The sequence below is a fragment of the Marinobacter iranensis genome (assembly GCF_029207565.1).
In the GTDB taxonomy this organism is placed as follows: domain Bacteria; phylum Pseudomonadota; class Gammaproteobacteria; order Pseudomonadales; family Oleiphilaceae; genus Marinobacter; species Marinobacter iranensis.
In genome coordinates, this window is sequence record NZ_JANCMW010000010.1 from 169420 (window position 1) to 190067 (window position 20648).

The 20648-nt window shown below is 58.6% G+C and carries 23 protein-coding genes; 13 read left to right on the forward strand and 10 right to left on the reverse strand.

The annotated features are described in order from the left end of the window. The first annotated feature begins 10 nt into the window (after positions 1–10). Positions 11–1426 (forward strand): aldehyde dehydrogenase family protein, encoded by a 1416-nt coding sequence (locus NLU14_RS15645; RefSeq protein ID WP_275708178.1) that lies wholly within the window; start codon positions 11–13, stop codon positions 1424–1426. Positions 1427–1655: 229 nt separating this feature from the next. On the opposite strand, the gene NLU14_RS15650 is transcribed toward NLU14_RS15645, so the two are convergent. Continuing rightward, the gene (locus tag NLU14_RS15650; RefSeq protein ID WP_275708180.1) at positions 1656–2237 is read right to left on the reverse strand and encodes a QsdR family transcriptional regulator; all 582 of its coding nucleotides are present in this window, start codon (positions 2235–2237) and stop codon (positions 1656–1658) included. Positions 2238–2517: 280 nt separating this feature from the next. On the opposite strand from NLU14_RS15650, the gene NLU14_RS15655 reads away from it, so the two are divergent. The 4 genes from NLU14_RS15655 to msrB all read left to right on the forward strand — a co-directional run bounded on the left by NLU14_RS15655 (position 2518) and on the right by msrB (position 6392). Further along, positions 2518–2829 (forward strand): hypothetical protein, encoded by a 312-nt coding sequence (locus tag NLU14_RS15655; RefSeq protein WP_275708182.1) that lies wholly within the window; start codon positions 2518–2520, stop codon positions 2827–2829. Positions 2830–2857: 28 nt separating this feature from the next. Beyond that, positions 2858–3568, forward strand: a complete 711-nt coding sequence (locus tag NLU14_RS15660; RefSeq protein ID WP_275708184.1) for a response regulator transcription factor — start codon at positions 2858–2860, stop codon at positions 3566–3568. 3 nt (positions 3569–3571) lie between these two features. Beyond that, the gene (locus NLU14_RS15665) at positions 3572–5053 is read left to right on the forward strand and encodes a sensor histidine kinase (RefSeq protein ID WP_275708186.1); all 1482 of its coding nucleotides are present in this window, start codon (positions 3572–3574) and stop codon (positions 5051–5053) included. 118 nt (positions 5054–5171) lie between these two features. Further along, positions 5172–6392, forward strand: coding sequence for a peptide-methionine (R)-S-oxide reductase MsrB (gene msrB / locus NLU14_RS15670; protein ID WP_275708188.1), 1221 nt, complete (start codon positions 5172–5174; stop codon positions 6390–6392). A gap of 12 nt (positions 6393–6404) precedes the next feature. Here the strand turns inward: msrB and NLU14_RS15675 are convergent, their stop codons facing one another. Together NLU14_RS15675 and NLU14_RS15680 are read right to left on the reverse strand one after the other, a co-directional pair. Then, positions 6405–7142: a 3'-5' exonuclease gene (locus tag NLU14_RS15675; RefSeq protein ID WP_275708190.1), complete on the reverse strand. Its 738-nt coding sequence runs from the start codon at positions 7140–7142 to the stop codon at positions 6405–6407. Further along, positions 7135–9009: a putative nucleotidyltransferase substrate binding domain-containing protein gene (locus tag NLU14_RS15680; RefSeq protein WP_275708192.1), complete on the reverse strand. Its 1875-nt coding sequence runs from the start codon at positions 9007–9009 to the stop codon at positions 7135–7137. The genes NLU14_RS15675 and NLU14_RS15680 overlap by 8 nt, the downstream gene beginning before the upstream one ends. Before the next feature lie 122 nt (positions 9010–9131). Between NLU14_RS15680 and cobU the strand changes: the two genes are divergently transcribed. Beyond that, complete coding sequence (cobU, locus tag NLU14_RS15685) at positions 9132–9656, forward strand: bifunctional adenosylcobinamide kinase/adenosylcobinamide-phosphate guanylyltransferase (protein WP_275708194.1); 525 nt, start codon at positions 9132–9134, stop codon at positions 9654–9656. Here cobU and NLU14_RS15690 read toward each other — a convergent pair whose 3' ends face one another. Then, positions 9657–10271, reverse strand: coding sequence for a histidine phosphatase family protein (locus tag NLU14_RS15690; protein WP_275708196.1), 615 nt, complete (start codon positions 10269–10271; stop codon positions 9657–9659). A gap of 7 nt (positions 10272–10278) precedes the next feature. Then, the gene (gene cobT / locus NLU14_RS15695) at positions 10279–11340 is read right to left on the reverse strand and encodes a nicotinate-nucleotide--dimethylbenzimidazole phosphoribosyltransferase (protein ID WP_275708198.1); all 1062 of its coding nucleotides are present in this window, start codon (positions 11338–11340) and stop codon (positions 10279–10281) included. A 169-nt stretch (positions 11341–11509) separates the two neighbouring features. Between cobT and cbiB the strand changes: the two genes are divergently transcribed. Beyond that, a complete protein-coding gene (cbiB, locus tag NLU14_RS15700) occupies positions 11510–12451 on the forward strand; it encodes an adenosylcobinamide-phosphate synthase CbiB (RefSeq protein WP_420845070.1) in 942 nt (313 codons plus the stop codon). 5 nt (positions 12452–12456) lie between these two features. On the opposite strand, the gene NLU14_RS15705 is transcribed toward cbiB, so the two are convergent. From NLU14_RS15705 to NLU14_RS15725, 5 genes are all read right to left on the reverse strand, one after another. After that, positions 12457–13770 (reverse strand): MFS transporter, encoded by a 1314-nt coding sequence (locus NLU14_RS15705; RefSeq protein WP_275708203.1) that lies wholly within the window; start codon positions 13768–13770, stop codon positions 12457–12459. A gap of 84 nt (positions 13771–13854) precedes the next feature. Continuing rightward, positions 13855–14376, reverse strand: coding sequence for a methylated-DNA--[protein]-cysteine S-methyltransferase (locus NLU14_RS15710; protein ID WP_275708205.1), 522 nt, complete (start codon positions 14374–14376; stop codon positions 13855–13857). Then, positions 14373–15887, reverse strand: a complete 1515-nt coding sequence (locus NLU14_RS15715; protein WP_275708207.1) for a DNA-3-methyladenine glycosylase 2 — start codon at positions 15885–15887, stop codon at positions 14373–14375. The genes NLU14_RS15710 and NLU14_RS15715 overlap by 4 nt, the downstream gene beginning before the upstream one ends. Before the next feature lie 63 nt (positions 15888–15950). Further along, complete coding sequence (gene cobS, locus NLU14_RS15720; RefSeq protein ID WP_275708209.1) at positions 15951–16721, reverse strand: adenosylcobinamide-GDP ribazoletransferase; 771 nt, start codon at positions 16719–16721, stop codon at positions 15951–15953. Between the two features lie 68 nt (positions 16722–16789). Beyond that, entirely contained in the window at positions 16790–17791 is a 1002-nt protein-coding gene (locus NLU14_RS15725; RefSeq protein WP_275708211.1) for an integron integrase, read from the reverse strand. A 334-nt stretch (positions 17792–18125) separates the two neighbouring features. Here NLU14_RS15725 and NLU14_RS15730 point away from each other — a divergent pair, with 334 nt between their 5' ends. The 6 genes from NLU14_RS15730 (at position 18126) to NLU14_RS15755 (ending at position 20486) form a co-directional block, all read left to right on the forward strand. Then, positions 18126–18446 (forward strand): hypothetical protein, encoded by a 321-nt coding sequence (locus NLU14_RS15730; protein WP_275708213.1) that lies wholly within the window; start codon positions 18126–18128, stop codon positions 18444–18446. A gap of 110 nt (positions 18447–18556) precedes the next feature. Beyond that, positions 18557–18907 (forward strand): DUF413 domain-containing protein, encoded by a 351-nt coding sequence (gene maoP, locus NLU14_RS15735; RefSeq protein WP_275708215.1) that lies wholly within the window; start codon positions 18557–18559, stop codon positions 18905–18907. 124 nt (positions 18908–19031) lie between these two features. Further along, a complete protein-coding gene (locus NLU14_RS15740; RefSeq protein WP_275708217.1) occupies positions 19032–19358 on the forward strand; it encodes an antibiotic biosynthesis monooxygenase family protein in 327 nt (108 codons plus the stop codon). Positions 19359–19517: 159 nt separating this feature from the next. Then, a complete protein-coding gene (locus NLU14_RS15745; protein WP_275708219.1) occupies positions 19518–19796 on the forward strand; it encodes a type II toxin-antitoxin system RelE/ParE family toxin in 279 nt (92 codons plus the stop codon). Continuing rightward, a complete protein-coding gene (locus tag NLU14_RS15750; protein WP_099620049.1) occupies positions 19796–20089 on the forward strand; it encodes a HigA family addiction module antitoxin in 294 nt (97 codons plus the stop codon). The genes NLU14_RS15745 and NLU14_RS15750 overlap by 1 nt, the downstream gene beginning before the upstream one ends. 241 nt (positions 20090–20330) lie before the next feature. Then, positions 20331–20486, forward strand: a complete 156-nt coding sequence (locus NLU14_RS15755) for a GDCCVxC domain-containing (seleno)protein (RefSeq protein WP_476738652.1) — start codon at positions 20331–20333, stop codon at positions 20484–20486. The last annotated feature ends 162 nt before the right edge of the window (positions 20487–20648 follow it).

Consider the following 20648-nt stretch of genomic DNA (forward strand, 5'->3'; position numbering starts at 1 on the left):
GAGCAGAACCATGAAAGATCTCAGCAGGAACTACATCAACGGTCAGTGGCAGGACTGGAATGGCGAGACCATCGAGGTTCATGAGGCCGCCACCGGCGACGTCATCGCCAAGGTTCCCGCCTCCGGCCGCGAAGAAATGGAACAGGCCATCGCCGCCGCAAGTGCTGCCTTTGAAAGCTGGTCTGAAAGCACCCTGGAAAAACGGCTCCACGTACTGGAGCAGCTGCACGCCGGCCTGAAAGAGCGGGCTGGCGAGATTGCTGAAACGGTATGCCGGGAAGTGGGCATGCCCATCAAACTGGCCACCGGCATTCAGGCGGGGCTGCCTGCCACCATCACCAAAAGCTACCTGAAACTGCTGCCGGAATTCACCTTTGCTGAACAGGTTGGCAACTCCGAAGTACAGCACACCCCTGTCGGTGTGGTGGGATGCATAACCCCCTGGAACTACCCCTTGCACCAGGTAATCCTCAAGGTGGTGCCGGCTATAGCCGCCGGCTGCACGGTGGTACTCAAACCGTCGGAAATCGCGCCCCAGAGCGCCTATATCCTGGCGGACATACTCGACAAAACGGACCTGCCTGAGGGCGTCTTCAACCTGGTCTGCGGTGAAGGCCACACCGTGGGCGACACCCTGATCAAACACCCCGACGTCAGCATGGTGTCCTTCACCGGCTCCACCCGCACCGGCAGCCTGATTGCCCACGCCGCCGCCGATGACTTCAAGCGCTTTGCCCTGGAGATGGGCGGCAAGTCCGCATCGATCATCCTGCCGGATGCCGACCTGGCAAAAGCAGTGAAGGGAACCGTCAACAACTGCCTGCTGAACTCCGGCCAGACCTGCACCGCGCTCACCCGCATGCTGGTGCCGGCACAGAAGCATGACGAAGCCTGTGAACTGGCCGCCAATGCGGTGGCAAAAATGACCCCCGGCAACCCACTGGAAGAAACCACCCGCCTGGGCCCGCTGGCTTCCGCCCAACAGCGGGACAGGGTGATCGATTTCATCAACATCGGTATCAAGGAAGGCGCCACCCTGGTGACCGGCGGCCCGGAAGCGCCGGAAGGCTGTGACCAGGGCTACTTCGTCAAGGCCACGGTATTCGGCAACGTCAAACCCGACAGCCGCATTGCCCAGGAAGAAATCTTCGGCCCGGTGTTGTGCGTGATTCCCTACGAGGATGAAGCCGAGGCCATCGAGATTGCCAACGGTACCGCCTATGGCCTGTCCGGGGCAGTCTGGTCCGCTGATGATAACCACGCCAAGAAAGTGGCCAGTAAGATGCGCACCGGTCAGGTATTCGTCAACGGTGGTGGCTTCAACCCACTGGCGCCATTTGGCGGATTCGGCCATTCCGGCATTGGGCGTGAGTTTGGCAAGTGGGGGCTGGAAGAGTTTCTGGAGGTTCGGTCGTTGCAGTTGTGATGGCTGATAGTTGAGTGTCGGATTACGGCTTCGCCTAATCCGGCCTACGGGGGTGTATGGGGGCTGCACCATGTAGGTCGGATTAGCGAAGCGTAATCCGACAGAACCACTGGAGTCAGGTCGGTCACGGGGTGGGGGTGCCTTTTCTGCGGGGAAAAAGATGTCTGAGCGCAGCGAGTTATTTTTCCCAGAAGAAAAGGCACCCCCGCCGCGGGATCAGCCCCCAGCTTCAGGCCTTCCCACCAAGCAGAATCCGCACCGCAGTACAGGCATCCTCCAACTCCTCCTCACGGGGTTCCCGGCCATTGATGATGTCGCTGTAAAGGCAGGACTCGGCCAGGCGCACCATGAAATAAGACAGGCTGTTGACGTTCAGGGGCGGATTGAGATGTCCCGCCGCTATCTGCTCCCGAAGCGTGCGGGTATTGGCCTCCACCGTGCGGCTATGAATCGTGGACTGGGATGACGTCAGTATCTTCAGGGCGTACTCCGGGTCTTCATGGATAAAGCGCCGCAGTGGCTCGGAGTGCAACAGGATGGAGTTAATGTGCCGGTACACCCCAACCACAAAATCCACGCCCTGGCCTGGCGTTACGCTGAGCGCTTCAAGCCTCACGGGTTCATAAAGTGACCAGAGCACTTCCCCCAGCAGTAAATCCTTGTTGCCGACCCAGCGAAACAGGGTGGCTCTTCCGATGTTCAGCTCCGCGGACAGGGACGCCAGGTGAATTCTTTCACCCTTCAGCCACATCCTTCGGGCACGTCGGAAGGCGTCCGCTGGCGTCGCCCTTGCTGTTGTCTTTTCTGTCACTGCAACCTCGTATCGGAATTCGATTTCATTCTAACGACAAAACAGGAAACCCGCTATGAAGAGCAGAATCACCGGACGGCCACAGCCTACCCCGGAAGATCTGTCCAGGGGAATTGCACATTGTGCTGAGAAGACTGGTCAGCCTTTTCGGCGTGACACATTTGTGAACTTTCCGCTATACACTCTTTAACACCTCGTGACTCTCACGTGATGGCGTGCACCCAGGATAGATGCCGGGCCTGTCAGCCAGGCAGGCTTAAATTACTGGGGAGAAGTCACAATGAACAAGTTCAGCACAGTTGCAGCAATGGTCCTGTTTGGCTTGATGGCAGGCGCGGCCCAGGCCGATGACATGGCATCGGAAAATGGCATGATGAAGGACGATATGAAAGGATCAATGGAAAATCACGACATGAAGAAAGACGGCATGTCCGATTCCATGAGCCACGATATGAAAAAAGAGGGCATGTCCGACGACCACATGGGTATGAAGGATGACGGAATGGGCATGAAAGACGACAAGGCCATGCACGACGACATGAAGGATGGCATGAAGGGCGATGGCATGGACAAGTCGGATGCCATGAATTAACCGGGCGCCTTCGACAGGCCAGGAACCTATGACACGAAACGTACTGATTGTTGAGGACAACCCGGGTATTGGCGAGCTGGTGCGCATGCACGTGGCCGACCTTGGTATGACCCCCATACTGTGTGACCGGGGCGATACCGGGCTTGAGCGTTTTCGTGAGGGGGATATCGACCTGGTGGTTCTTGACCTTATGTTACCCGGGATGGACGGTCTCGCGGTGTGTCGCGAGATCCGTTCCGGCCCTGGCTATGTACCGGTACTGATGCTGACGGCGAAAAGCACGGAACTGGACCGGGTGCTGGGCCTGGAAATGGGCGCGGATGACTATCTCACCAAGCCCTTCAGCGTGGCTGAACTGTCGGCGCGGGTGAAAGCCCTGTTCCGGCGGGTGGATGCCATGGCGTCTGCACCAGCCACAGGCGCCGGTCAGGAAAAGAGCGCTGAGCTGAGTACCGACGGATTGCGCATCGATCCGGATCGCCGCCGGGTGTTTGTACGGGAACAGGAAGTGGAACTGACGGCCCGGGAGTTTGAACTGCTCTGGCATTTTGCCAGCCATCCCGGGCGGGTGTTCAGCCGTGTCCAGCTATTGGATAAAGTCTGGGGCTATAACCACGAAGGCTATGAGCACACCGTCAACACCCACATCAACCGCCTGCGTGGCAAGATCGAAAAGGACCCGGCCCGGCCGGAGTTTATCGAGACCGTGTGGGGGGTGGGCTATCGCTTCCGGGAATGATTCATGGTGAAGACTCTCTACACCCGGTTGGCAGTCGGCCTGTTCCTGCTGCTACTGGCGGTTGGCCTGCTGTATACCTTTATCAGCCTATACTCGCTGCGGGAGTACAACGCGTCCGTGAACCAGGAGTTGCACCGGGACCTGGCGAAAAACCTGGTGGCCGACAGGAACCTGGTCAGCGAAGGCGAGCTTGATCGCAGCGCCCTGAAAGAACTCTTCGCGCTGTACATGACCATCAACCCCAGTATCGAAATCTACCTGCTGGATCTGGATGGCACCATCCTCTCCTACTCGGCGGACCCTGCGAAGATCAAGCGCAAGCAGGTTTCGCTGGAGCCGATACAGCGGCTGATGGACGATATGAGCCGTTACCCCGTGCTGGGCGATGATCCCCGCAGCCATGACCGGCAGAAAGTATTCTCCGTGACACCCGTGCCATCGGCGGACAATCCGGAAGGCTATCTCTACGTGGTGCTCCGGGGCGAGGAATACGACGCCGCGGAAACCATGGCCCGGGGTGGCCAGTTGCTGGAGCTGAGCGCATGGGCCCTGCTGGTCAGCCTGGCGGTGGTGATGATTGCCGGGCTGGCGGTATTCCGGCTGTTGACCCGCCGGCTGACCATACTGACCCGGCTGGTTGAGGATTTCGAGCACACCGACATGAGCCGCCAACCCGCCAATACCTGGCGTGACAGGCGGCCCGTGGTCCGGGACGAGATCGACTACCTGGGGGCCACCTTTGACGACATGGCCAGTCGGATTGCGTCCCAGATTGAGCAATTGACTGAAAAAGACGCCCAACGCCGCCAACTGGTGGCCCAGGTATCCCACGACCTGCGTACGCCGCTGGCCTCCATGCAGGGATACATTGAAAGCCTGAAACTGCGGCGGGATCGCCTCAGCCCCGACGAGCAGGACCGTTTTCTCGACATCGCCCTTAAAGAAGGCCGGCGCCTTAGCCGCCTGGTGGACGAGCTGTTCGAGCTGGCAGCCCTGGAAGCGCAGGAAAAGCAGCCGGTGCCCGAACCGTTCCCGCTGGCGGAACTGGTGCACGACGTGGTTCAGAAACACGGGCCGGAAGCCCGCAACAAGGGGCTTGAGCTTGCCGTAGCCGGTGACCCGGAGCAGCCGCTGGCCTACGCGGACCTGGCCATGACCGAACGGGTGCTGGATAACCTGATTGGCAACGCCATTGCCTACAGCCCGTCCGGGGGGCGTATCGAAGTGGTGTTCGGGCAGGCGGATGGCCTGCCGGAAGTTTGCGTTCGGGACAGCGGGCCGGGCATTCCGGAGCAGGACCTGCCCCATATCTTTGATCCTTTCTACCGTGGCGAATCCTCTGAGGGAACTGGCGGCCATGCCGGCCTCGGGTTGGCAATCGCCCGCAGGATCATGACGCTGCAGGGTGGGGATATCGGTGTTGAAAACCCGGGCTCCGGGGGCGCATGCTTTTGTATACGGCTACCGGTAAAGCCTTCAGACTGACCTGCGTGCAGCCGCAATGATCTCTCCGGCGTTATACAAACGTAATAGTCTGGAGAAAATGCTGTGATGAATCCCGTGCAAACTGGTCACAGTATTCAAAGGGCAAGAGGTTAAGATTATGAAACGGTATCTGTTACTGATGTCCATGGCGGCAGCCATCGCACTGACCGGTTTCCAGGTTGGTGCCTCCAACGAGTCGGATTCACAATACGCCCCCGACGACCCCGGTCTGGCGGTTGCGACCTTTGCCGGTGGGTGCTTCTGGTGCGTTGAAGAATCCTATGAAGAAAAAGTGCCGGGGGTTGTCGAGGCGGTGTCCGGCTACAGTGGAGGTGATGAAAAAGACCCCAGCTATCAACAGGTTTCCGGGGGACGCACTGGCCACACCGAGGCCGTTCAGGTCTATTACGATCCTGATGTGATCACCTACGAAGGCCTGCTCCAGGCCCTGTGGCGCACCGCGAACCCCACCGATGTGAAGGGGCAGTATGTGGACCGGGGCAAGCAGTACCGGCCGGCGATTTTCTATCACAATGAAGCTCAGAAACGCGCTGCCGAAGCCTCGGTGAAGGCGCTGGAAGAGTCTGGCCGATATGACCATCCGGTGAAGATCGAAATCGTGCCTTTCGAAGCCTTCTACGAGGCCGAGGAATATCACCAGGATTACTACAAGAAGAACCCGGTGCGCTACCAGTTCTACACCTTCAACTCCGGCCGCTACCAGTTTATCGAGAAGGTCTGGGGCGAGGACCAGGAAGTGGATTATTCCCAGTACAAGCCTGAAAACAGCGATGGCTCCGAGCGGGCTACTGTCAACAAAGTGTCTGGTGACGATACCGGCATAAACCTCAGCAAGGTTGAGGCATTCAACCCGGAAACGTTTACCAAACCTGACGACAAGACGCTCAAGGCAAGGTTGACGAAGGAGCAGTACAACGTCACGCAGAAGGATGGCACCGAGCCTGCGTTCAGCAACGAGTACTATGATGAGAAACGGCCCGGTATTTACGTGGATATTGTTTCCGGGGAGCCGCTGTTCTCATCCCGCGACAAGTACAAGTCCGGCACTGGCTGGCCCAGCTTCACCAAACCCATCAGCCCGGACATGGTGGTGGAGAAAGAAGACAACACCTTCTTCATGACCCGTACCGAGGTCCGTAGCCGATACGCGGATTCTCACCTGGGGCATGTATTCAACGATGGCCCGGCCCCCACCGGCCTGCGTTACTGCATGAACTCCGCGGCGCTGAAGTTCATCCCGCTGGAGGACATGGAAGAAGAGGGTTATGGCTCTTTGATCAGCGAAGTGGAGCAAAGCAGCCGTACCGCTTCCAACTAGGCCGACGGCCGCTTATAACCAGAGATCCCGGATAGGGGTCTCTGGCGAGAAGTGATGCTGGATCTGGGCCATCAGCAACTCGGCACTGGCCAGCGCATCCACCAGGGCATTATGGGGTGGGTAGTGTGGCAGGCCATACCTCAGCCGGCTGTCTCCCAGTCGAATTGAGACAGGCTGCTGCCCCTTCAGCTTCTGCCACCAGGTGAGTTTCCGGTTGGGATGCAGGTGGGCCTCGATGGCCATGGTATCCATCACCGGAAAACATATTTCTTCCCCGATTCTCCACTTCAGGGCCATGTTCAGGAACGGCCGTTCGATACTGCGGTAGTGCACTACCGGAATGCGACCCGCCAGGCTTTCGAGGACTTCGTCCAGCACCTCCTCCAGGTCAGGGGCCTTGCCGATGTCCGTATGGGTAATGCCGTGTATCGTGATGGAGGTCTGGTGCAGCGGAAGCTGTGGCTTCACCAGCCAATGTCGGGAACCTCCCAGTTGCACCCGGCCCAGGGTGAACGGCACCACGCCGATACTGACGATGGAGTGCTTGTCAGGATCCAGGCCGGTGGTTTCGAAATCCACCGCCACGAACGGAACGTCCTTCACGGGGGTTTCAGGTGCCACACAACCTGCTTCGTAGAAGGCCTTCAGGCGTGGGTCTTTCGCTTTTTCTGCCAGCTCCCGGTAACGTTCGGGCCAGGATAGAGTTTCGGTGAGGGCTTCACTGCCAGCGTGTTCCTGCTCATCAGACATTCCGGCCCACCTGCGCGTGATAGCGGAATTTGAGGAATTTCTGGGCCTGGCTGACCACCTGGAAAGCGTCCTTCAGGTGGCTGCGTTCAAAGGGCGACAAATCCTCCGGCCGCACGTTATTGTCCGGCTCGCGGCCGGCTTCAATGGCAAGAGCCTGATGGCGAATCCGTACAATGGCAATGAATTCGAAGGCGTCTCTCAGGTTATCCACCCCGTCTTCCGGAATCAGCTTGGTTTCCCCGATGGCCTTGAGGCGGTTGAAGGTATTCTGAGCCCGAGAGCCACGGGCCAGGGCGTGTACCCGAATCAGATCGGAAACCGGCGCCGTGCCCCGACGCTTCAGGTTGAAGGTTTTGGCCTGCTTGCCGCTTTCCTCCATCACAAAAGTGCGGAAAAAGCCCAGTGGCGGCGTGCGGTTGAGAGCATTGCGAGCCAGCATCGCCAGGAATCGCTGGCTGTTGCTGGCCCTCTCGGCAATAAGGGTTTTGAGCTCTTCGGTATACTCAGTACGGCCATAAATGCCGTCCAGGTCGAAGAAAATGTTGCTGTTCAGCAGGGCCTCGGCCTTGGGGTTTTCGATCCAGTCGGCGAAGTACTCTTTCCACACCCTCAATGGCTGGCGCCATTTCTGGTTGGTGGCCATGATATCCCCGGTGCAATAGGTGTAGCCGCATTCCGCCAGGCCGTCACTGACAAATTTCGCCAGCGCCAGGAAGTACTCGTCGTGCTGTGCCGGGTCGAAGCTGTCGTCCAGCACCATGGCGTTGTCCTGGTCTGTTACCACCAGTTGCTCATCCCGGGCCATGGAGCCGAGAGCCATGAAGCAGTAGGGGATCGGTGGCGGCCCCAGCTTCTCCTCTCCCAGCTCCAGCAGCCGCTGGCTGAAACTGCGGCCGATACCGGCCATGGCGCTGCCGATCATATGGGAATTGGCGTCTTCCCGTACCATGCGCACAAAGGTGTTGGGTACTTCCTTGCTCAGGCGCTTCAGCCCCTTCACGTCCTGCTGATGATAGATGTTGCTCACCAGGTAGAGACTGCTCTGGGACTCATGCTTGACGATATCCGACAGCGCAATGACCCCCCGCACTTTATCGCCATCCATCACCGGCAGGTGATGGATGTTGTTATGCAGCATGGTCAGCATGGCTTCGAAAATAAAGGAGCTGGAGTTAGTGGTGATCAGGTCGTCGGTCATGATATCGCTGATCGGTGTTTCCGACGGCAGGGCCTCGCAAAGCGCGCGGGTACGCAGGTCGCGGTCGGTTATGATGCCTGAGAGCCTGGGGCTGTCACCGTTTTCGTCCATCAGCAACAGGGCGGATACGCCCTGATCCGTCATAATGCGGGCGGCCTCCTGAAGCCGCACGGTATTGGGTGCCATCACCGGCTCGCGGGAAATCAGCCGGGTAACCCGGGCGGTCATCGGCTGATTCGATTTCTCACGCCGGGAAAGCGCCGAACGCAGGCGTGAATGGTCCTCAATTTCGACGAAATCGGTGAAGTTATCATCGTTTTCCCACAAATACTGAAAAATCTCGTCGGGAATGAGGTATATCAGGGAGTCTTCAATGGCCTTGGCCGGAAACCGCACGGTTTTGTTCATCAGCAGGCCAAACTGACCGAAAATCTCACCTTCGGTGATGCGGTTGTAAAGCTCACCGGAACGCCGATAAATCTCGACGGCACCGCTGCGCACGTAGTACAGGTAGGCGTTACGCTCGCCCAACTTGAGGATATCCGTACCGGCGCGAAAATAGGCAATCTCGATGTCCGAGACGATGCGGTCGAGGAGCTCCTCCGGCATTTCGTCAAATGGGGCGTGCTGGGCCAGATGGTTGCGTATTTCGATCAGCTCTGCCTGCATTGCTCGCTTCCTTTTTGCGCCGGTTAGGCATGGGGAACTCAACACGCAATATAGCAGTGGCGCGGTTTTACGGCCATGATATGGGGTAAGACGTTGGTACTGAACCGAGAAAAGGATTCGTTGTGTCTGAACTTCGTACACTCGTTCTGGGGGGCATTCGCTCCGGTAAAACCGCGCTGGCTGAGCGCACTGCCAATAGCTCGGGCGAGCCGGTCGTTTACCTGGCAACCGCGACAGCCGGCGACGAAGAAATGGCCCTGCGGGTGGAGCGCCACAGGCAGAACCGCCCGGCGGAATGGGGCCTGGCCGAAGAGCCGGTAAGGTTGGCTTCTGTACTGGAAGAATATGGCGGCAGTCCACAGGCACCATTACTACTAGTAGATTGTATGAGCCTGTGGGTCAGTAATCTGTTGTTTGCCGGCGATGAGGTGTTTGCCCGCGAGCGCGCTGCCTTCCTGCAGGCGTTGGAGAGTTATCCCGGTCAGGTGGTGATTGTCAGCAACGAAGTGGGCCTGGGCACCATTGGCATGGACCCGCTGACCCGCCGCTTCTGTGACGAACTGGGGTGGCTCAACCAGGACCTTGCCGCCTGCAGTGAACGGGTGCTGATGAGTGTGGCGGGGCTGCCGCAGACACTGAAAGGCTGATTATCGACCGTGCATTTGCAGGCAACTTAGCCGCCCATGTTCCGACTCGTCCACACGAATACGGCTGCGACAGGCATAGGGAACGTTCAGGGCCGAGAACGAACGCTCGCTGGGAATGCTCATGACCTCTGCCAGGACCATGCGGATCACACCGCCGTGGCATACCACAAGAACCCGCTGCCCGGTTGCTTGCCGTTGCCAGTGCTGCCAGGCGCTGGCCACCCGTTGTCGGAATTCGGTGATAGCCTCGCCACCGGGCGGTGGGTAGCTGACCGGATCGCTCCAGAAGCGGGTCAGCGCCTCGGGTGTGTCCGCCATGATGCTATCGGAGGTTCTACCTTCCCAGTCACCGAAAGCGATCTCCCGTAGCCGTGGCTCCTGGTGAAGGGGAATCCTGCGTTGCTCCGCTAACTGTGTGGCGAAGGCGCGGCAGCGTAGCAGCGGGGAGGTGACGATCAGGTCCCACTGGTCCTCATCGGTAATGGCAGCGTTCATCTGCTGCCAGCCGGTGTCGCTCAGCGGATCGTCCTTGCTGCCCCGGAACATCGGCCCGCCGGCAGGTTCGCCATGGCGGATCAGGTCGAAAAACGTGGTGGTGTTATGGCTCATGGTCATCCCGGTTTCAGCCCTCCTCCCTGTCGGTAACGCCGGCATCCGCAAAGCTGGCCATCCCGTTGTGCAGGGCACAGGCGCTACGAAGCAATGGTACCGCCACTGCAGCGCCGCTGCCCTCACCCAGGCGCATACCCAGATCCAGCAATGGCCTGGCATCCAGGGCTTCCAGTACCGCCTGGTGCCCCGGCTCCGCCGACCGATGGGCAAACAGCAGCCAGGGCCGCAGCTCGGGCTGTTGGCGCACGGCCACCAGCGCCGCCACGGAAACGATAAATCCGTCCACCAGCACGGGAATGCCTCGCGCCGCGCAGCCCAGGATGGCCCCTGCCAGTGCGGCAATTTCAAAGCCACCCAGAGAGGCGAGCATTGCCAGAGGGTCGGTGTTATCGCCGTGTCGTTTCAGCGCACGGCTCACCACTGCGCTCTTATGGGAAACCCCGGCGGTGTCCAGGCCGGTGCCGGGGCCAACCAGCGTCTCCGGTGACCGGTTGAGGAGGGCGCAGGCCAGGGCGGCAGCGCTGGTGGTGTTGCCGATGCCCATGTCACCGCCAATAAACAGCCGGCATCCGTTGTTGGCGTTACGCTCCGCCGCGGCATCGCCAATGGCGAGTGCGCTGCATGCTTCGGCTTCCGTCATTGCATCGGTTACCGCCAGGTTGGCCGTGCCCGGTGCGATCTGTTCATCCCGCACGCCCGTTAGTGCCGGCACCTCGCCGACAATACCCAGGTTCACCACTTCCAGCGACGCGCCCAGTTGCTTTGCCAGCACGCTGATGGCCGCACCGCCATTAGCAAAATTAGCGATCATCTGCGCCGTCACCTCCTGCGGAAATGCAGACACGCCTTCTTCACACACACCATGGTCACCTGCAAACACGGTGATCCGCACCGGGTCCACGGTTGGTTGCTCGCATCCGTACAGGCCAGCTAACTGGATGGCAAGCTGTTCCAATTGGCCGAGAGAGCCCGGTGGTTTGGTCAGAACCCGCTGGCGTTCTGTTGCGCGCTGGAAACTGTGTTCGTCGGGGGTCGGGAGCTGTTGGGTCCAGCATGAAGGCAGACGGAGCATGGCAGGTTCCTGAAGAATCGAAACGAAGATGGTCTACGTGACCAGGAACCGTGTCAAGATTGGCGGTGACTCGGTTAGACTTCGTTCTGGCCATGAAAGCCTTACCCAACCGGTTTCTTACTCACAGGTTTAGCCCGCTTAAAGAGATATTGCTGATTTGAACGCCTTTATTTTCGCAGTGATCGCCTGTTCCATCGCCGTTCTACTGGACCGCTGGCTAGGGGAGCCGCGCCGGTGGCACCCGCTTGTTGGGTTCGGGCGTGTGGCTGCTTTTGTGGAGCAGTCATTGAATCGGCAACCCGGGCGAAGGGGGCGGTCGATATTGCTGGGTCTGTCAGGCCTGTTAATCACTGTGGTGCCCGTGCTGGTAGCCGCAGAACTGTTGCGGTGGATGTTGGGTGGCTGGGAGTACCTGTTGTTTCAGGCCGTGGTGTTGTACTTCGCCATGTCCATCCGTGGCCTGACGGAGCATGGCAAGGCGGTGGCTGACGCATTGCACGGGGGCAACCTTGAAAATGCCCAGGAACAGGTAGGCCGTATCGTCAGCCGTAATGCCGCGGAGCTGGATGAGAATGGCATCGCTGTGGCGGCCACCGAATCGATGCTGGAGAACGGCGCCGATGCGGTGTTTGCCAGCCTGTTCTGGTTCCTGGTGGCCGGGGTGCCCGGTGTGCTGCTGCACCGGCTGGTGAACACCCTTGATGCCATGTGGGGCTACCGCAACGAGCGTTACCTGTATTTCGGCCGGGCAGCGGCGAAGCTGGACGATGTGCTGAACTGGATTCCCGCGCGCCTGACGGCACTGACCTACGGTGTGCTTGGCAATTTCCGTCGTGCCCTGCGTTGCTGGCGGCAACAGGCGCCGGCCTGGGACAGCCCCAATGCCGGGCCGGTGATGGCTGCCGGGGCCGGCGCATTGGGCGTTGAGCTGGGCGGGCCGGCTCCATACGGCTCGGGGCTGAAGCAGCGGCCGGTGTTGGGTGAAGGTGCGGAGGCATCAGCAGACACCATTGGTGCGGCTATCCAACTGGTGAATCGGGGCGTGTGGCTCTGGCTCGGCCTGTTGGCAGTGGTTGCCATCGCTGGCTGGTTCACCGCCGGGGCCAACTGACGCTATCAGGCTGTTTCCTGACCATCTCGGATTTCGGTTGCAGGCACCGTCAGCATCAGCAGGAAACCAACCACCAGAAACACCAGGATGGTGCTCATACCCCAGCGCTGGCTGTCGGTGACTGCCGTGACCCAACCCACCAGCAATGGACCCGCAAACGCGGTGGCCTTACCGGAGAAGGCGAACAGGCCGAACATCTGGGTTTGCAGATGAGGCGGCGCTATGCGGGCCAGGTGGGAACGGCTGGCGGATTGCAGCGGCCCCACGAAGATGCCCAGGATCATGCCCCACACCCAGAAGGCGGTGACACCGTCCACCAACAGGATACCCAGCGCACTGCTGCCAAGCCCCACCAGTGACAGCAGGATGGTGTTACGCCCACCCAGGGCATCATCAATCCAGGCAAAACCCAGGGCCCCCAGCCCGGCCGTGACATTCAGGGCGATGGCGAACTGCAGCACTTCCGTAGAGCCCATGTTGAACGTACCTGCTGCGTACACCCCGCCAAAGGTGAAAATAGTGGCCAGGCCGTCGGTGTACAGCATGCGGGCAATCAGGAAGCGCACGATGTCCTTATACTCGCGAACATGGGCGATGGACTCTTTCAGCTGCCGGAACCCGGCGCGGGTGGCAGCGGCCAGGCGCAGGCCGGTGGGTGGGCGGTCCGGAACAAAGATGAACGCCGGCAGGGCGAACACCAGGTACCACACGGCCACCAGGACAAAGGTAGCGCGTACATGCTCGGCTTCGTCCCGGTTCAGGTTGAACAGACTGGTATCGGTTTCAATAAAGCCGTACAACGCCACCACCAGGCTCAGAACGCCCCCGGTGTAACCCAGCCCCCAGGCCCAACCGGACCAGCGGCCGGTGCGCTCCTGGCTGGCCAGGTCCGGCAGCATGGAGTTGTAGAAGATGAAGGCGAACTCGGCGCCGAGCGTGCCCAGGCCCACCCACAGTGCTGCTTTCCAGAACTGGTCCTGTTCCGGGGTAACCGTCCACAGCATGGCGCAGGAGATCACGCATAGCAGGGTGAAACTGATGAACCAGGGTTTGCGGCGGCCCGACTGGTCGGCAACTGCACCCAGAATCGGCGCCAGGATAGCGATGAATACGCCGGAGATGCCTACGATGTTACCCCAGGCCTCGGTGCCTTCGACTTCGTCCTGCATCACCGACACGCTGAAATATTGTGCAAATACAAACGTCAGAATAATGGTGAAAAAGGCGCTGTTGGCCCAGTCGTACAGAGCCCACGACCAGAGCGCGCGTTTGTCTTCCTGCGCGCCCTTAGGTTGGGCGAGGGGCGTATGGGGTGGCATGTTCGGCTGAGCTCCTGATCCTTTTGAGGGACATCCGTGCCGTGATTGTGGCCGTTATCGCAGCGAATGCCCAGCCCCGCCGGGTTAAACCCCTTTCAGGTTCCTTGCCTCGTGGTCGAGAAGCCAGGCCTTACGTTCCAGGCCGCCGGCGTATCCGGTAAGCGAGCCATCAGCCCCGATCACCCGATGACAGGGAATCAGGATGGCCACCGGGTTGAGGGCGTTGGCCCGGGCCACGGCCCGCACCGCTTTCGGGTTGCCCAGGGTTTCCGCCAATGCCCGGTAGGAGCGATGTTCTCCCGCCGGAATGCCGGTAAGCCCCTGCCAGACCTGTTGCTGGAACTCGGTGCCGGTCAGGCGGATCTGGCTCCAAGGCAGTGGCTGGATAACACCGGCGAAGTAGGCTTCCAACCACTCGGTTATGGCCTTGGGTGCGGAATGGGGTTGTTCCTGCCACTCTGGCTGACGGAACCGACGTGTCTGCAGCTTATGCATGCGATCTTCGTGGTCTTCGAAGTCCAGGTGGACCAAGTGGTTATCCACCGTGGCGAGGCTCAGGAGGCCGACGGGGCTGGGAAAGCGGCTGACATGGATTTGTGTGGTCATGATGTTGTCTCCTGCCGGGATGGGTGGTTGGCCAGTGACGTCCACAGGTACTGGGCGGCATAGGCCCGCCATGGGCGCCAACGCTCAGCGTAGTGGGTCAGCGCCTTGGCATCTGTTGGGCCGCCAAGGAGGGCCGAGGCCTTGAGTATGCCCAGGTCGCTGGCCGGAAAGGCATCCGGGTCCCCCAGGCCACGCAAGGCCAGATAATTGAGTGTCCAGGGGCCAACACCACGCACGGGGGCCAATTGCTCCAGCAGCGTGGTGCTATCCAGTTCAGTAAAACCGGGTTCGGCAAACTGCGCCGCGACCCGTGCCAGGGTAGCTGCCCGGCTGCCGGGCAGACCCATATTGGTCAGCGGCTGGCGTGCCACATCCACCGGGTGCGGGAATCGGTGGGTAATTCCTGTGCCGGCCACGAGTTCGTCAGGCAGTGGGGTTCCGTGGCTGGCAACCAGTCGACCGGCAAGGGTGCGGGCAGCGGTAATGGAAATCTGCTGCCCCAGGATGGCCCGCATTGCGAATTCGAACCTGTCCCAGCAACCGGGCACCCGCAGGCCGGGATGCTGCTCGACCAGAGGGCGCAGCAGTGGGTCCTGCGCCAGGTGGCTAGTGATTCCGGGCAGATCGGCGTCCAGGTCGAATAATCGCCGTAACCGCGCGCTCACTTCCAGAATGGCACGCCGTGCCGGGCCCCGGAGAATAACCTGCACGCCCGGTGGATCCGTGAGCGGGCGACAGATCACCAGCCCCGGTTGCTCGCCGATATAGAGCGACCGAGCGTAATACCGATCGCCGACCGCTTCCAGGCCGGGAATAGCGCGCGCCCGGAAAAACGCCAGCAGCCCTTCGGCATCAAAGGGGGGCCGTGCCCGCAGGAACAACGCCAGGTCGTCGCGGGCTGGCAGGAAGGGATCCTCCGGGCTGCTTGTCGCCCTGCTTTTCAGGTGTTTCGATCCCCGGCGAAAGGCAGTGGGCGCATTGCCATAGGCCTCTTTCAGGGTGTGGTTGAAGCGTCGCAGACTGCTGAAACCCGCGATATCGGCAATCTCCGTCATGCTCAGGTTGCTGTCCACAATCAGCTGCCGCGCCCGTAACAGGCGCCGGGCATGGGCGTGTTGCTGGGGGCTTACACCGGTGTGGCGTTTGTAAAGCTGGCGGAGGTAGCGGTCGGTAATGCCCAGGCGCTCTGCCAGGTTCGCTACCGACCCGGTATCAAGGGCGCCCTCCTCTACCAGCCGCACAGCCCGTTGCCAGGTAGTGTGCGCACCGGCCGACGCCGGGCTGCCGGGAGCGGCCTCCGGCCGGCACCGCAGGCAAGGGCGGAAACCATTGGCCATGGCGGTTTCCGCAGATGGGTAAAAGCGCACATTGCCCCGCTTGGGCGTCACAGCCGGGCAGATCGGGCGGCAGAAAATCCCCGTGGTCAGAACGGCGGTGTAGAAGCGGCCGTCGAAACGCGCATCCCGGGTTTTCAGTGCCTGGTAGCAGAGATCATCGGTTAATGTGTCCATGCCTGAAAGTGTACCAGCGCCACGGGCAAAAACTCGCCGAATTCGGAACTGATGGTTTGCTGTCTATATCGCCAACCCGAGCAGCAGGACCAATTCGGCGAACACCACACTGGCGCCCAGGGTATCGCCGGTGTAGCCACCCAATTGCTGGTGCAGGTATGTGCCCCAGGCCAGGGCAACGCCCAGAGTTGCCAGTATAAGCCACAGCCAGATAGCTGGGGCTGTCGGCACCAGTGCCAGGGAAACAAGCGCGGTGAATAGCGCGGCAACCGCCAGACGGGTTCGTGAAAAGCCCTCCGCCACCGGCTTGCTCTTGCTTTTTTCCGGGTCGGTCACGTAGGGCAGAAACCCCATGACCAGCAGTGGCGCGAGGCGGGCCACCATGGGAGCCAGAATCAGAGCCAGCCAGACCGGTTGCGCCTCAGCCAACAACGCAACTTTCAGCGCCAGTGCCACAATCAGCGCCACCGTGCCGTAGGTACCGATGCGGCTGTCCTTCATGATCCTGAGTTTTGCCTCCAGCGAATACCCACCTCCCAGGGCATCCACACTGTCTGCCAGCCCGTCTTCATGAAAAGCGCCGGTAATCCACAGGTGAAAACCAGTCACCAACACAAGGCACACCAAGGGGGGCCAAAGCTGCACAAAGGCGACGTATAGCCCGGCATAGATCAGGCCCAGCACCAGCCCCACCAGCGGGAAATAGACACTGCACTGATTCATCAGGCGGGGGGAATAGTCGATACGTACCAGCATGGGGATACGGGTGAGGAACCCGATGGCCAGCCAGAAGGCCTGCCACTCCCTGGCGATGAGAGGTTTAAAATGGCTCAATGAATTGCCCTGTCTCCGGCGCTTGTGTGGTTTCGCGAGCAGTTTAGCATTATCCGTACCCATGCCCGTCAAAGGCTGAATCCTGTAGGGGTATCCAGAGGGCTGCTGATGCCGCGTTCATGGGTGCCCACCACATGGGTATAAATCTGGGTGGTACCGATATCGTTGTGGCCCATCAATTCCTGAATGCTGCGAATATCGGTTCCCCGCCGCAGCAGATCGGTGGCGAAGCTGTGGCGGAACGTGTGGCAACTGGCCTTCTTGCGAATACCTGCCGCACTGGTCGCGGCCTTTACAGCACGCCTGACCTGCTGTTCACCAATATGATGCCGGCGACGGACACCAGAGCGGGGATCAATGGCCAGGCGGTGAGCGGGAAACACATATTGCCAACCCGGACTTCTAGCGGCGCCTGGGTACTTCTTCGACAGAGCGTTGGGCAAATAGACCTCTCCAAATCCATCCTGTAAGTCCTGCTGGTGGAGCGCCAGTGCAAACTCAATCTGGGTTTTCAGTACTTCGCACACCGAAGAAGGCAAAATTGTCCTCCGCCACTTATCGCCTTTGGTTTCCCGCACAAACAAACAGGGCTCTGAAAATTCCACATCCTGAACGCGTAGCCGGGCTGCCTCCATCACTCGTAAACCGGAGCCATACATAAGGCCGCTAATCAAACGGTGCGTGCCCTTCATGTTTGCCAACACGGATATCGCTTCATCATGTGTGAAAACGGTAGGTAGTTTGCGGCCCCTGGACGTTTTGGTGAACTGCAGTTCGCCCAACTCCTTATCCAGAAACTGATGGTACATAAACACCAGCGCGTTCAGGGCCGTTTTCTGGGTATTTACCGCCACGTTTCGGTTGTTCGCTAGATGGCTCAGCCATTGGCTCACTTCCGTGGACCCCATGGACTCAGGGTGACGTTTATCGTGAAAGCGAATAAATTCGCGTACCCAGAAGCAGTAAGTTTTCTCCGTTCGGTAGGCGAGATGCCTGGCACGTATAAATGCGCGGAAACGATCCATGAAACGAGTAGGATTGGCGGGTAGCGGGACGGGTATGTCATCCATGAGTACGATCCTGTCTAAGCTGTATATTTATACAGTTTATTCGTTGAGCCAAGACGCCGCAACCAGAAAAATGATCGTGGCGACCATGATCTGGTAGGGATGCGATAAGATTTGCTTTTTAACTTTCAAATCATTGAGTTGGAGAGCTGCGTGAAAATGGGATACGAGTCTTTGCGACCATTTGTGCTTTAGGAGAATCCAAGGAAAGCAAATGGAACTTATTGACTTGGCGGGGTTTTCTTCCTAGTTTTGAGGAATATCTAATTTGGGATATCGGTCGCCGGGAAAGTGGTCGTGGCGACTCATATACAAATGTTACATCTAGGGAGACTTCATGCCTGCTGAAGGCCCACAACAATTTGAACTCAATACCTTGCAGTCAATTCTGACGGCAATCGATCAGCCTATAGCTACTAAGAATGGCTTGTGGTGCGGTGTATTCGGCGGACTTGGGGTTCTTCTTTTGATCATCGTTTATGGTGCTACTGAGTACCAGTTTCTATCCGGGATCTGGTTATTCTTTATGTGTTTCATGAGCGGCCTTTGCGTTGGTGGTGCAGCGATAATCAATAGACTAAGTAACCAAAACAAGATTGCTATCCAATACCTAGATCGTGACGCTATTGTCAAACGTATTGACGAGCTCGAAATGTAACAAGTCGCTGTAGTACGCGGCCGATGGCCGCCGGACGCCCTTTTCATTGCGGCTTCGCCTTCATTACAAGGGCGCCGCTAAGCTCAACGTTATGTTTTCTGGAGTGATCAGTGGCTTCAGCAGAGCACTTAAAATATCGGAAAATGGAGTTTCAGCCTAATGTGCCCGATACACTCTTTTCCGAGGACGAGATCGAGCTGCTAATCACATACGGCTCTTGGCTGGCAGCACTCATGCGCGGAGCAATTACTCCCGAAACACCCGCTCAAGAGCGCTTCGTTGAGGTTTGTAACGGAAACAAAAACCCGGAAAGTCAGTTCGAAAAAGTCTGGGCAAAGTACGTCAAACGCAAGATCTGGGAGTCAGAAAATCCAGATTATGTGGGCAAGCAAGAGGATGACTTGCTGGTGAATTTGGGCATAACTGGTCGTGGCTGGGGCGTTTACGGCCATTTCAAATAAAACATAACAAGGCGCATCAATACGCGGCCGGTGGCCGCCGGACGCCCTTTCCATTGCGGCTGCGCCTCCATTACAAGGGCGCCGTTGTGCGCTGGCGTTACAAATCAAGGGAGAGTGAGTAGTAATGATCGCCAGGGAATGGAAATGCCGAGTGCCTGAAGCCCACAGTGAAGGGTTCACAGGCTATCTTTACGAAACTGGCATCAAGGATTCGTCTGCAACACCTGGCTTTCTCGGTGCTCAAATTTTCCGTCGTTCACTGGCCGCCAAAATAGAACTTACCCTCATCACGTACTGGGACAACCTGGAGGCCATCAAGGCATTTGCTGGCAACGATATTTCGCAGGCACGCTTGTATCCGGAAGATGAGGCTTATCAGCTTGAGCCTGACCTTTCGGTGCAGCACTATGAAGTTATCGAACATCAGTTTTCGGCAGAGCAGCGGGGGTAAACGGGTGCACTTGCTTTGTAACCAGTCGTTCAAGTTCGTTCCCGGCCTGACGGCCGTCCACCGGACGCCCTTTTCTCCGCTGCGCTCCAAAAAGGTCGCCGCTTAACATTGGCGTTAAGCTCTATTGTTGCGTGGTGCGCAACATGCTAGAATCCCCTCATGATTAAATCATTCCGTCACAAAGGACTGAAGCGGTTCTACTCGACTGGCAGCATGGCTGGCATACAGTCTGATCACGCCAAGAAGCTGCGTATGCAGCTTGCTGCTCTAGATACCGCCACTTCAGTGGAAGACATGGATATCCCTGGTTTTCGGCTTCATCCATTGAAGGGCAAAGACAAAGGGCGGTGGTCGATTTGGGTAAACGGAAACTGGCGCATGACGTTCGAATTTCAGGACGGCAACGCCTACATACTTGATTATGAGGATTATCACTAATGACTATGCATAATCCGCCACATCCCGGTGAATTCATTCGGGAGGTGTACCTGGCGCCTTTCGGAATCAGTTCCCGTCAGCTTGCTTCCAGTTTGGGCGTTTCACCTTCCACTTTGTCCCGATTGCTCAAAGGGGATAGTGGTATTAGCCCGGAAATGTCTCTTCGGCTGTCCAAGGTTCTCGGGCGTACCCCTGAAAGCTGGTTGGCGATGCAAGATATGTATGATCTCTGGGTGGCTCGCAGTACGGTCAATCTGGATGGTATTCATCCCCTGGATTTCGAAGCAGCTTAACCAACAGTTCCAGTACGTTCCGGGCCTGAAGGCCCTCCACCGGACAGCCTTGTCGCCGCTTCGCTCTGCCAAGGCTGCCGCTGAACAATGGCGTTATAGGCCTGGTCAGTTTCTGTGCTGAGCCAAGTCCAGTTTGGGTGGGACTGAAATTCATACCTTTCAGGAGGGCACGGCTATGGTCGATGTAGTCTTGGAATCAACTATTAAATGTCCAAACTGTGGCCACCAGAAAGCGGAAACGATGCCTACCGACTCATGCCAGTATTTCTACGAGTGTGAGTCTTGCCATGTTTTACTAAAGCCCAAGCATGGAGACTGCTGTGTCTTTTGTTCATACGGCACAGTACCGTGCCCACCAATTCAACAAGGGTCAGGGTGTTGTGCTCCTGGCCCATAACAAGTCGCAGCAGTACGCGGCCGATGGCCGCCGGACGCCCTTTCCATGGCGCCTTCGGCACCATTCCAAGGTCGCGCATGCTGCAGGCGTTAGCAGCTACAGCGTCCTTCCAGATCTTGCGGAGTGAGTAAAAAAGGGATAATTTGTACTCATGGATGAATT